Origin of the sequence: Enterococcus sp. DIV1368b, from assembly GCF_050529595.1 — a bacterium.
Taxonomy (GTDB): Bacteria; Bacillota; Bacilli; order Lactobacillales; family Enterococcaceae; genus Enterococcus_B; species Enterococcus_B mundtii.
This window is the reverse complement of the sequence record NZ_CP172883.1, coordinates 2,792,674-2,804,480: the sequence shown is the minus strand read 5'-3', so window position 1 is coordinate 2,804,480 and position 11,807 is coordinate 2,792,674. Positions and strand designations below refer to the sequence as shown.

11 protein-coding genes and 1 other annotated feature are annotated in these 11,807 nt (G+C 38.1%); of the genes, 10 read left to right on the top strand and 1 reads right to left on the bottom strand.

Annotated features, from left to right (window positions below; genetic code table 11):
- Positions 1 to 5 precede the first annotated feature (5 nt).
- From dtd to relB, 4 genes are all read left to right on the top strand, one after another.
- Positions 6 to 452, top strand: a complete 447-nt coding sequence (gene dtd / locus IGJ19_RS12915) for a D-aminoacyl-tRNA deacylase (RefSeq protein ID WP_430604191.1) — start codon at positions 6 to 8, stop codon at positions 450 to 452.
- A 149-nt stretch (positions 453 to 601) separates the two neighbouring features.
- Positions 602 to 1,432 (top strand): prenyltransferase, encoded by an 831-nt coding sequence (locus IGJ19_RS12910; RefSeq protein ID WP_430604190.1) that lies wholly within the window; start codon positions 602 to 604, stop codon positions 1,430 to 1,432.
- 139 nt (positions 1,433 to 1,571) lie between these two features.
- Positions 1,572 to 2,831: a cytochrome P450 gene (locus IGJ19_RS12905; RefSeq protein WP_430604189.1), complete on the top strand. Its 1,260-nt coding sequence runs from the start codon at positions 1,572 to 1,574 to the stop codon at positions 2,829 to 2,831.
- Between the two features lie 179 nt (positions 2,832 to 3,010).
- Entirely contained in the window at positions 3,011 to 3,235 is a 225-nt protein-coding gene (relB, locus tag IGJ19_RS12900; RefSeq protein ID WP_430604188.1) for a type II toxin-antitoxin system RelB family antitoxin, read from the top strand.
- A gap of 62 nt (positions 3,236 to 3,297) precedes the next feature.
- Here the strand turns inward: relB and IGJ19_RS12895 are convergent, their stop codons facing one another.
- Positions 3,298 to 4,248: an aldo/keto reductase gene (locus IGJ19_RS12895; RefSeq protein ID WP_430604187.1), complete on the bottom strand. Its 951-nt coding sequence runs from the start codon at positions 4,246 to 4,248 to the stop codon at positions 3,298 to 3,300.
- Positions 4,249 to 4,378: 130 nt separating this feature from the next.
- Positions 4,379 to 4,590 (top strand) — a binding site (T-box leader).
- 65 nt (positions 4,591 to 4,655) lie between these two features.
- Here IGJ19_RS12895 and hisS point away from each other — a divergent pair.
- The 6 genes from hisS to bacL2 all read left to right on the top strand — a co-directional run bounded on the left by hisS (position 4,656) and on the right by bacL2 (position 11,800).
- The gene (hisS, locus tag IGJ19_RS12890) at positions 4,656 to 5,963 is read left to right on the top strand and encodes a histidine--tRNA ligase (RefSeq protein ID WP_034687180.1); all 1,308 of its coding nucleotides are present in this window, start codon (positions 4,656 to 4,658) and stop codon (positions 5,961 to 5,963) included.
- Positions 5,963 to 7,729 (top strand): aspartate--tRNA ligase, encoded by a 1,767-nt coding sequence (gene aspS / locus IGJ19_RS12885; RefSeq protein WP_430604186.1) that lies wholly within the window; start codon positions 5,963 to 5,965, stop codon positions 7,727 to 7,729. Before hisS ends, aspS begins: the two co-directional genes overlap by 1 nt.
- Positions 7,730 to 7,935: 206 nt before the next feature.
- Positions 7,936 to 8,811, top strand: coding sequence for a YitT family protein (locus IGJ19_RS12880; RefSeq protein WP_010734230.1), 876 nt, complete (start codon positions 7,936 to 7,938; stop codon positions 8,809 to 8,811).
- Positions 8,812 to 9,793: 982 nt separating this feature from the next.
- Positions 9,794 to 10,633 (top strand): LysM peptidoglycan-binding domain-containing protein, encoded by an 840-nt coding sequence (locus tag IGJ19_RS12875; protein ID WP_071867731.1) that lies wholly within the window; start codon positions 9,794 to 9,796, stop codon positions 10,631 to 10,633.
- Between the two features lie 28 nt (positions 10,634 to 10,661).
- Positions 10,662 to 11,033 carry a phage holin family protein gene (locus IGJ19_RS12870; RefSeq protein WP_071867732.1) on the top strand — a complete coding sequence of 124 codons (372 nt, stop codon included), beginning with the start codon at positions 10,662 to 10,664 and terminating at the stop codon, positions 11,031 to 11,033.
- 104 nt (positions 11,034 to 11,137) lie between these two features.
- The gene (gene bacL2, locus IGJ19_RS12865; RefSeq protein ID WP_430604185.1) at positions 11,138 to 11,800 is read left to right on the top strand and encodes a BacL2 family protein; all 663 of its coding nucleotides are present in this window, start codon (positions 11,138 to 11,140) and stop codon (positions 11,798 to 11,800) included.
- Positions 11,801 to 11,807 lie beyond the last annotated feature (7 nt).

Sequence of the window (11,807 nt, the reverse complement as noted above, 5' to 3'; positions counted from 1 at the left end):
GTACCTTGCGCGCAGTGATCCAACGAGTGAGTCAAGCAGCTGTATCGATCAACGAACGAGAAGTGGGTCGTATCGATCATGGCTTGTTGATTTTGCTAGGTGTTCATGAGACAGATACGCAAACAGACGTAGATTATTTGATCAAAAAAATTGCCCAGATGCGTATCTTTGAAGATGAACAAGGAAAAATGAATTTAAGTATTGAAGATGTCAAAGGAGCGCTGTTGAGTATTTCTCAGTTCACTCTTTTTGCAGACACAAAAAAAGGCAATCGACCAAGTTTTATCGCAGCAGCACTTCCGGAAACAGCGATTCCTTTATACGAAGCCTTTAACGAAGGGCTAAGACAACGAGGAATCACCGTTGAAACAGGAGAATTTGGTGCAGATATGGCGGTTTCTCTTGTGAATGATGGCCCAGTGACGATCATTATTGATTCTCAAAACAAATGAAAAATAAAAAGATTAGTCTGATTTTGATGGAGTTTCTCAAAATCAGCCTTTTTTTGTTTACTTTATTCCTAATTTTAGAATGCGCTTTCGGTTTTCGTTCGTCATAAGTACTGAGATGCGATAAAATTGAACATAGGAGGTGCTTGCCAATGGCTAATGGAAATCAAGCAACTATAGATGAAATACTGTCACATCGTTATGATAATGGCTTTGATTATTGGGCAACGCCAGATAAACAATTGATCAAAGGCGCCCCTTTTACTACGTTAGAATGCCCGTTGTATCTTTTAGATGCCGGTGTTTTACCTGGAGAAAAGGTCATGCAAGAAACGGCGAATTTGATATTTGAAGCATGGCGGAAAGATGGACGATTCAAAGTTTCGCCAAAGGGTGCGATCTACCCCTGCCATACGGCTGCTGCACTTCGAACATTGTGTTATTTAGATCATGCAACAGACAAGAGACTAAAAAAAACATTTGAGTATTTTCTCGCTACCCAAGAAGAAGATGGCGGATGGAAGTGCAATAAGTATAGTTTTGGCAAAGGCCCTGAAACCGAATTTTCTACACCGATGACGACCTTAACAGTTTTGGATGCCTTTCGTTTCTCCGAATGGATCAACAACGATGAGCGGTTGGATCGAGCGGTGGAATTTTTATTGTCCCATTGGACGATCAAACAACCGATTGGACCTTGCCATCACGGGATCGGAACATTATTCATGCAAGTAGAATATCCCTTTAGAAGCTATAATTTATTTTATTATGTCTATGTTTTGTCTTTTTACAAATACGCTAGAAAAGACGTGCGCTTCAAAGAGGCATTTCATGCGCTGACTTCAAAGCTAGACGAAGGAATGATTCGAGTGGAAAGAGTGGTACCTAAGTTAAGAAAATTATCTTTTTGTGAAAAAGGACGAGTGAGTGAAAGAGCCACAGAACGTTATAATGAAATCTTATTTAATTTAAATGATTTATAAAGAAGTTGTTTATTCGGGTATAAGTAGCACAAGAAAAATAATTGATATAGCTTGGGCTCAAACACTTCTTTTGTCAGTTTTATTGTACAAGGAGTATCCTAATAATATCTAAAGTTATTTATTAGGAGGAGCAAAAAATATGCAAGAAATTCCAGTGGTCGATATCAAAATGACCGAAATCAAAAAATACTATAATGAGGGCTACAAAATGCTTGGAAAGCTAAGAGAAGAAGCCCAATCACCTGTTGTGAAAGCAAAGATATTCAATAAGGAAGCTGTGATCATCTATGGAGAAGAGGCAGCGAAACGTTTTTATGATCCGAGAAATTTCAAACGAGAAGGTGCGATGCCTAAAATGGTCCAAAAAACATTATTTGGAAAGGACGGGGTGCAGTCCTTAGATGGTGCAGAGCATCATCATCGTAAAGCAATTTTTATGGATTTGATGACGCCAGAGCGAATGGAAGACTATCATCAAATACTGGATCGCGTACTGACACATGAATTGGAACAACAACATGGTACCTTTGAGTTATTTGATTTGAGTAAAAAAGTACTTTTTACCGCTATATGTGAGTGGTCGGGAATCAACTTAGCTGATTACTCAGAAGAAGAAATCAACCAACTGGCAGATTATCAGATCTCCATGATCAGTGGAACAGTGACTTCACCGATCGATCATTTTAAAGGCGTTGACAATCGAAAAAAATCAGAGAAATGGGCACAAGAGTTGCTGGAAGAAGCACGAGAAAATCCAGTAGCCGGAAAAGAAAATGTCGCCCTGTATGCTTTTGCGCATGCGACCGATCTTAAGGGCAATCTCTTACCATTGGATATTGCGGCGGTAGAATTATTGAATATCATTCGACCAACCGTGGCATTGACCGTCTGGGCGGTATTGATGGGGCATGCTCTTTTCAGCCGACCAGATATCTACCAACAACTAAAAAACGATTTTAAGGAACTACAAGATCCTTTTATTCAGGAGATGCGTCGGTATTACCCATTTTTCCCAATGTTACCGGCATTTGCTTTACAAGATGTTGAAGTAGATGGCTATCGCATCCCTAAAGACAGTTGGGTAATTTTAGATTTGTATGGAACAAATCATGATGAACGGACAGTGGATTCACCAGAGGCATTTTTGATCAAACGGTATATTGGTAAAGCGAAAAAAATCTCTTATGAAGAAGAGTATGAGATGATTGCGCAAGGTGGCGGTGACTTCCGAAAAATGCACCGATGCGCAGGTGAATGGATCACGTTGCATAGTTTACGAGTTTTTTCCGATCAATTAGTGAATCGTTTTGCCTTTTCTGTACCAGAACAAGACTGGACGATTCCATTCAATCAATTTCCGACTTATCCGAATAGTCGAGGATTGTTATATAAAGAGTAACGTGGATTTTCAGCTTGGATTAGCTTGGATTGCTCAGTGAGGGAGAGACAAAAGTAACATTCGCTTTTATCTCTTACGTAAGAATGGATTAGGTAGTGGGCAGAGAAGTAGCCTCTTAGGTAATTAGAGTCCTTCTCTCCCGACATCCTTCTATAAAAATATACAGGAGGTGTGAAGGAATGAGCGAAATTACAATTCGTGTATCAGAGGAAGAAAAATCATTTATTTTGGCAATGGCTGATTTGAAAGGACTGACAATATCGGAATTAGCTAGAACGATGATATTAGGTACGCTAGAAAAACAAATTGACTTGGCTATCTATAATGAAGCGATGAAGGATCATCAGAAACTTGATGAAAGTCTCTCGCATGACGAAATGAAAAAAAAGCTAAGGTTATGCTGAAACATCTTGTACATAATAAAAAAACAACCACCGCATTTTCTCGCGATGGTTGTTTTTGAGTACTATTTAAACTCTCGGAATAACTGATCGATTGTTTGGGCATCTTCTAAAGACAAATGAATATCCAAAGCTTTGGCATTGTCTGCGACTTGTTCTGGTTTCTTTGCGCCAGGAATGACAAATGAAATCCGCGGGTGTGCGATATACCAAGCTAAGACTAATTGAGCAGTGGTTGCTTGGTACTTTTCAGCAAGCGGTTTGAGTTGATCGACCGCTGTGATGATTCGTTCATAACGTTCACCTTGAAAGTTTGGTTTGTTCTTTCTAGGATCGTCTTCAGAAAAATGTTTCGGACTTTCTAGATCATACTTGCCAGTCAATAAACCTGAAGCAAGTGGGAAATAAGGCACAAAACCAATCTCGTTAGCTTCGAGGTAAGGGAATAATTCTTTTTCCGCTGTGCGATGGATCAAACTAAATTGATCCTGTACGATATCGACATAGCCGTCTTGGTTGGCTTCTTTCAATTGCTCTAAAGTGAAATTAGACACACCAATGGCACGGATTTTCCCAGTTTCTTTCAGTTCGTGTAAAGCGGCAACTGCTTCATTTTTAGGTGTTGCTTCATCTGGAAAATGGATATAAAAAATATCGATGTAATCTGTTTGCAGACGTTCTAACGCTGCATCAACTGATTTCTTCAAAAATTCAGGAGAGTTATCAAATTTTTTCGGTTGATCTGGAAGATGTGCTGCTTTGGTGGCAATAATAATACGGGAACGATCATAAGCCGGTTCTTGCAAGACTTCTCCAATCAATTGTTCCGAACGACCTTCTCCATAAATATAAGCAGTATCAATAAGGTTCAAGCCATTATCTAAGGCTGCTCTGACGACTTCTTTTCCAGTTTCATCAGCTAATCCTGAAAAAAGATTGTGCCCGCCGACGGCATTTGCACCTAAGCCGATTGCTTCGGCATATACTTGAGAATGACCAATTTTTACTTCTGACATTTTTTTACCTCCTTTTTTATTTAGTCTAAATCAAAAAGAAAAAAAGCTAAATCAAAATGACTTTGAAAAAGAAATCAATAAGAATCTACTTGACTTTGCGCTGTGTTTTTAGTAGGTTATAATTAATATCTAAATATCGATGAAAGAGCGAGTAAGTAACTAAATGCTTTATAAGAGAGGATCGTCGTGGCTGAGAGCGATCTAAAACAAGTAGTTTCTGAAAGACACTCTGGAGATGGACGCGTGCAAAGCCGTCCCGTAAACGAGCGTTAATCGTGAGAGGAAAGAGCAATCTTTCAAATATAGGTGGTACCGTGTATGAATTAATCATTCACCCTTGTTCATGGCGAACAAGGGTGTTTTTTGTTTGCATTGATTACATAGCGTGAAGAAAAGGAGAGAAAAATATGAGCTTCCAAAGACCAAAAGGAACAAATGATATTTTACCTGGAGAATCTGAAAAATGGCAATTTGTTGAAGAAACTGCCCGTTTATTATTTAAAGATTACCAATATAATGAGATCCGCACACCGATTTTTGAGCATTATGAAGTGATTGCTCGTAGTGTAGGGGATACGACTGATATCGTTTCAAAAGAAATGTATGATTTTTATGATAAAGGCGAGCGTCATGTTACGCTTCGTCCAGAAGGAACTGCACCAATCGTTCGTTCATTTGTTGAGAATAAATTATTTGGACCAGAATATACAAAACCTTACAAAACATTTTATATGGGACCAATGTTTCGTTATGAGCGTCCTCAAAAAGGTCGTTTACGTCAATTCCATCAAATCGGTGTCGAAGCATTTGGCTCAGACAATCCCGCGACGGATGTTGAAAGTATGGTGATGGCATTAGACTTCTTCAAGCAATTAGGAATCAGTCAAATCCGTTTAGTGATCAACTCTTTAGGCGATCAAGAAACGCGACAAGCGTATCGTCAAGCGTTGATCGATTACCTTGTACCGTTTGAAGCAGAATTAAGCGAAGATTCACAACGTCGTTTACATGAAAATCCATTACGTGTATTGGATAGTAAAGACAAACGTGATCAAAAATTCGTAGCAGAAGCACCTTCGATCTTAGATTATTTAAGTGAAACAGCAAAAGCACATTTTGAAACAGTGATTGCCATGTTGGATGCGTTAGATGTGCCTTATGAAATCGATAGTAATATGGTTCGTGGGTTAGATTATTATACGCATACGATTTTTGAAGTGATGAGTGACGCGCCTAAAATGGGCGCACAAGCAACGATTTGTGCAGGTGGTCGTTATGACAACTTGGTCGAAGAACTAGGTGGGCCAGCAACACCAGGATTTGGTTTTGCGATGGGGATCGAACGTATTTTATTAACGATGGAAGCAGAAGAAGTAGCTGTCCCTGTAATGAATACATTAGATGCCTATGTAGTAGCACTAGGCGAAGAAACAAATATCGAAGCGTTAAAAATCGTTCAAGCGATCCGTGATTTTGGTTTTTCCGCCGATCGTGATTTTATGGGCCGTAAAGCGAAAGCACAATTTAAGACAGCAGACAAAGCCGATGCGAAGTTGGTCTTAGTGATTGGTGCGGATGAATTAGCCAATCAAACGATCAACGTCAAATCAATGGCTAATCGTACAGAGAAAAGCTTTGCATTAGAAGATATTTATGACCACTTTGATAAAGTCTATGATGAAATGACATTATCTACTGAACAGGAGGAAAAATGATGGCACAACGAACAGTATACTGTGGACTGGTTTCAGAAAAGCAGTTAGGACAAACAGTTACATTAAAAGGCTGGGTACAAAAAAGACGTGACTTAGGTGGCGTGATCTTTATTGATTTACGTGATCGTGAAGGAATCGTCCAACTTGTTTTTAATCCAGAAATCAATAAAGAAGCGTGGGAAATCGCTGATAAATGCCGTAGTGAATATGTCATTGAAGTGACAGGTACAGTAAAAAAACGGGATGAATTGGCAATCAATCCTAAAATGGCAACGGGTGAATTTGAGATCATCGCGGATGAAATCATTATCTTGAATCAAGCAAAAACACCACCATTTTTGATTGAGGATGAACAAACGATCAATGATGAGATTCGTTTGAAGTATCGTTATCTTGATTTACGTCGTCCAAAAATGACGAAAAATATCAAATTGCGCAATGATACAACGAAAGCGATCCGTCATTACTTGGATGACCATGATTTCTTGGATATTGAAACACCTTATTTAGGCAAATCAACACCAGAAGGAGCGAGAGATTACTTAGTACCTTCTCGTATCCATGCGGGGCATTTCTATGCTTTACCACAATCACCACAGTTGTTCAAACAATTGCTGATGAATGCTGGCTTTGATCGTTACTATCAAATCGTTCGTTGCTTCCGTGATGAGGATCTACGTGGCGACCGTCAACCAGAATTTACACAAGTCGATATCGAAACGACGTTCTTGACCGCTGAAGAAATCCAAACCTATACAGAAGGTTTGATTGCTAAAGTGATGAAAGAGGTACGTGGTATCGAAGTCACTTTGCCATTCCCACGTATGACATATGATGAAGCGATGAGCCGTTATGGAAGTGACAAGCCAGATACACGTTTTGACATGGAATTGATCGATTTGAGCACGGTTGTGAAAGACGTTGAATTTAAAGTCTTCCAAATGGCGCTTGAAAATGGTGGAGTGGTCAAAGCGCTGAATGCGAAAAATGCAGCAAGCAAGTATTCACGTAAAGATTTAGATAATCTTGGACAATATGCCACTCAGTTTGGCGCAAAAGGACTAGCTTGGTTAAAAGTAGAAGAAGATGGCTTGAAAGGTCCTATTGCGAAATTTATGGGCGAGGCATCTGAAGCATTGATCCAAGCAACAAACGCTGAAGTTGGGGATATTTTATTATTTGGTGCAGATAAAGAAGAAATCGTTGCAGCCACTCTTGGAGCGATTCGTTCTCGCTTAGGAAAAGAATTAGATTTGATCGACGAATCAAAATTCAATTTCTTATGGGTGACAGAATGGCCACAATTTGAATATTCAGCAGAAGAAGGCCGCTATGTTTCTGCTCACCATCCGTTTACGATGCCTAAAGCATCCGACGTCGAGTTATTGGCAACTGATCCGGCAAAAGTCTATGCAGAAGCGTATGACATCGTCTTGAACGGCTATGAATTAGGTGGGGGATCATTACGTATCCATACAAGAGAATTACAAGAAAAAGTATTAAAAACACTAGGCTTTTCTGAAGAAGAAATGGAAGAACAATTCGGTTTCTTGTTAAGTGCATTAGATTATGGCTTCCCACCACATGGAGGGATTGCTTTAGGGCTTGACCGCTTTGTGATGTTGCTTGCAGGTGAAGAAAACATTCGTGAAGTCATTGCTTTCCCTAAAAATGGTAAAGCAGCTGATGTTATGAGTGATGCGCCAAGCACTGTTTCTGATCTTCAATTATTTGAGTTGAACATCGATGTAACAGATGTTGAATAACAACGACTAGAGATAAATTATTTTCATAGAAACACCAAGGTTGTGAAAGGGTCACAGATAAGTCGCGATTGATTCGGACTTGTGACGCTGACACAACCTTTTTTGTATGATATTGGAATTTCCAATCTTTTTTTCAAAGAAGTCTCTTGATTAAATCCTAAAAGATCATATAATAAGGGCATACCAGATAAAGCGAGGCTTTTTTCATGAAAAAAACTTTCGAAAATTGGGCGTATCATGATTATACGACCAAACTTTCGGTGTCGATCGTCTATGCACTGATTGCTTCAGTTGCATTGAACTTTTTTTATCAACCAGGAAACATCTATTCAAGTGGGATAACCGGTCTTGCGCAAATCTTAACGACGCTTTCAAAATCAGTGATTGGTTTTGAGATTCCAGTCTCAACCACGTTGTATTTGCTGAATATCCCATTATTCTTTTTAGCATGGTTTAAACTTGGAAAGAAATTTACGATTTTTACATTTATCACTGTGACATTAACCTCGCTTAGTATCCATCTCTTGCCACAAACGATTCTTTCGACCGATCCGATCATTTGTGCGATATTCGGTGGTGCCGTCAATGGGGTTGGTATTGGTTTAGCATTAAAAAATGGCTTATCTTCTGGCGGATTAGATATCGTGAGTATTACGATCCGTAAAAAAACAGGACGATCCATTGGTTCGATTTCCATTTATTTCAATGCACTGATTGTTTTCGTAGCGGGCTTGCTCTTCGGTTGGCAGTATATGTTTTATAGTGCCTTGTCGATTTTTGTGAGTGGCAAAGTGACGGATGTCGTCTATACGAAACAAAAAAAGATGCAAGTCATGATCGTGACTAAGCATCCTGAAGCAGTGATTGAAGCGATCCAAAAATGTATGCGTCGTGGGATCACGATCATCAATGAAGCAGAAGGTGCGTACAAGCACGATAAACAAACAGTCTTAATGACGATCGTTACTCGCTACGAGCTTCCTTTGTTACGTGAAGCAATGAAATCTTCTGACCCGCAAGCATTTGTCAGTATTGCGGAAAATGTCCAAATTCTCGGACGTTTTTATGAAGATGGAATATAGAGTTTAGTAAAATAGTTAGATAAAACACAGTGGATAACTGATCGGTTATCGCTGTGTTTTTTTGTTATTTTGTTAAATCTAAAGAACTTAAAAGTTATTAGTTTTTACATAATCCTATAGTCCAGATTCTAAATTTTTAGCGGTTTTGCGTTTAAAACGACACTTTATTATAGAGTTGTGATTATTTAAAAATAACGTGATATATTGAAATGAGAAGTAAGAAAGATAAATTTATGGATCTTGTATAAAAGAAAGGTGACAGTATCTTGAAATTAAAACGATTCGTTCTATCAGAATAGTCAAAGTAATATAGTTCTTCCTTAGTTGCTCAGCTGTCTACTTACTAATAAGAGGACCTAAGTATGCAGTTTTGATACCATTATTATTTGGTTTTCTCTTTGAACTAACCCTTCCAAAAGAATATGGTGGAGGACTAGTTAAAAATAAAAAGAATGTATTTATTAATTCAGAAAAAATTTGGATTGAACCACTTATTGGGATTTTACTTTTGTTTTTATTTATTATTTTTTCAACTATTATTTAATTGATCTAGGAAGAATAAGATGGGAAACGGGATGTAGAAAACTTGTGTTTATTTTTTTCAACATTTAAAGAATTTCAAGCATGGCAGAGTATTTGTATATCAAAATTTTCGTTATCAATATAGCTATATAAACAACATTGTTGGGCCAACAGGGTATACTCTGTTGGATATTTGTGTATTTGTAATAAGCTTGAATTTATGGAATCACAACTAAGTTGAGCAATAGAAAACACATCAATAGTTAGTATTAAAATGTCGTTCATTATACTAGTAGTGTGGCAGAAAGGATCAACTTAAACTAAAAATATAGCTATTTAAACGAATGATGGGGCTAATTTCCTCAGGTCATTCATTTTTTTGTCACAAAATTTGCTTTTTCACGACATATCTTAACGTATACGAAAAGTCGCGACAATACAACAGAAGGAAGGAAAAGAGATGAACTACAGCGTAAAGACAGGCGATACGTTAAGTGGAATCGCTCAACAGTTTGGGATCACAGTACCTCAACTCCAACAGTGGAATCAGTTAGCTGATCCTGATTATATTCAAGTTGGACAAGTACTATTGATCCAAGAAACCCAAGAAAAGGGGGAGAATTACGTGGTACAAGTAGGAGACACATTGAGTGAGATTGCATTGCGCTTTGGTGTAACGGTCCAGCAACTTCAAACATGGAATAACCTTCCGAATCCTGATTTAATTCAAGTCGGTCAATGGTTGTTTATAGAAAAAAGGAACGGAAATTCCCAAAGTCGAGCCGTATCATTAGGACAATTACAAGCAATCGGCTGGTATTCGATCTCGGCAGAAGATGTCACAGAATTGAATCGTTGCCTGCAGACTTATAAAATTGTCTCTTTGAACAGTTTGCGTCACTTCATTAGTCAATGCAGCCACGAATCAGGTTGTGGAGTTTGGCGGGAAGAGTTGGCTTCTGGAGAGTCATATGAAGGGCGGAGTGATTTAGGTAATTATTATCCGGAAGACGGGAAAAAATACAAAGGAGCGGGTTATATCCAGCTAACTGGACGCAGTAATTATACCCGATTTGCCGCTTCAGTATTGGATCCAGAAATTTTAAATCAAGGAGCAAAGTATGTAGCTGCTACTTATCCATGGACCAGTGCAGGTTTCTGGTGGTTTTCAAACGGGATGAATGAATACTGTGGAGGAAATCCAACCGTTGAACAAGTGACCTTACGTGTAAATGGTGGATACAATGGCTTGACATCTAGAAAACAATACTATCAGAAATGTTGTGAGATTTTCTGCTAAATACTCAGTTTACAAAGGAGGTGTTATGATGACTGCTTTGACAAAGATCTTTGCTACCGATCAGGCATTGATTCATATCTTTTTCCTTGTGGTTCTTTTAGATCTAATGACGGGGTGGCTCAAAGCAAAAGTCAATCACACCTGGTATTCTACATTAAGTTGGCAAGGCCTTTGGAAAAAACTTAGCCATTTTGTGTTACTTATTTTGACAGGAATCGTTGACTTTGTTTTGCTACAAAATGAGGTTCATTTAGAGTTCACATTGGTCAAAGTTTTTACGACCTGTCTGATTTTTAATGAAATTGGAAGTATTATTGAAAATACGGCAAAAACAGAAGTGACGACTTACTTTCGGGAAATCTTAAAATCCATTGAAAAGAAAATGAGAAAAACACTGTAGTGGATTAAATGACAAAAAGAAATAAAAAAAATTGTTATTATCCTGTCACACGTTACACTTATTTTACGACATACCCATCCAAAAGGACGATTGGAGTGGGAAACATGGATTTTTGGACAGAACGAATCATAGAAGTAGAGGATTATGTAAAAGAACAAGATGAAAGACGTTTAGAAATAATTTTGTTGAATTTTGTTCCGTATTTAAAAAAAAGTGCAAAATATTCACATTTTTCAGCAAGTAATGTAGGCGCATACATTTCGTTTGAAGATTTTTATAGTGCCTACCTCTTCGCAACTTGGGAAGCAATCGAAGTTTTTCGAGAAGAACAAAAAAATGATTTTAACTTTAAAAATGTATTTCTCCATCGATTATTTATTGCAGAAAAAAATGTTTGGCGTTTATATAAGAAAAAATCAGGGAAATCCACCGATAAACATGGCATTACTTATGCAAGTGGGCACTGGCAAATGATTGATGAGTCCAGTGCCTGCTTTCCACCCTGTTTTTTAGACGAGAGTACATTGATGATCAAAGAGATTTTAATGAAGTATCAAGTAATTGCTCCTGATGATGCCCAGTTCTTTTCTTTGTTAGTGGAAGGCTATTCGTGTGCTGAAGCGGTGAGATATATGTTTTTTGAAGAATATAACGCACGTATGCGGAAAAAGATTGAGCGAATGAAGCGGAGATTCAAGAAATACTTGGAAAAAGAAAATTTTTTTCTATTTCCAGTCACAAATGACGAAAATCTTCGACATATCTAAGTGATTC

Bases quoted from the DNA above. Each gene is read 5' to 3' on its own strand.
- IGJ19_RS12910 (WP_430604190.1), top strand. From the start codon at position 602: ATGGCTAATGGAAATCAAGCAACTATAGATGAAATACTGTCACATCGT.
- IGJ19_RS12905 (WP_430604189.1), top strand. From the start codon at position 1,572: ATGCAAGAAATTCCAGTGGTCGATATCAAAATGACCGAAATCAAAAAA.
- relB (WP_430604188.1), top strand. From the start codon at position 3,011: ATGAGCGAAATTACAATTCGTGTATCAGAGGAAGAAAAATCATTTATT.
- IGJ19_RS12895 (WP_430604187.1), bottom strand. From the start codon at position 4,248: ATGTCAGAAGTAAAAATTGGTCATTCTCAAGTATATGCCGAAGCAATC.
- hisS (WP_034687180.1), top strand. From the start codon at position 4,656: ATGAGCTTCCAAAGACCAAAAGGAACAAATGATATTTTACCTGGAGAA.
- aspS (WP_430604186.1), top strand. From the start codon at position 5,963: ATGGCACAACGAACAGTATACTGTGGACTGGTTTCAGAAAAGCAGTTA.
- IGJ19_RS12880 (WP_010734230.1), top strand. From the start codon at position 7,936: ATGAAAAAAACTTTCGAAAATTGGGCGTATCATGATTATACGACCAAA.
- IGJ19_RS12875 (WP_071867731.1), top strand. From the start codon at position 9,794: ATGAACTACAGCGTAAAGACAGGCGATACGTTAAGTGGAATCGCTCAA.
- IGJ19_RS12870 (WP_071867732.1), top strand. From the start codon at position 10,662: ATGACTGCTTTGACAAAGATCTTTGCTACCGATCAGGCATTGATTCAT.
- bacL2 (WP_430604185.1), top strand. From the start codon at position 11,138: ATGGATTTTTGGACAGAACGAATCATAGAAGTAGAGGATTATGTAAAA.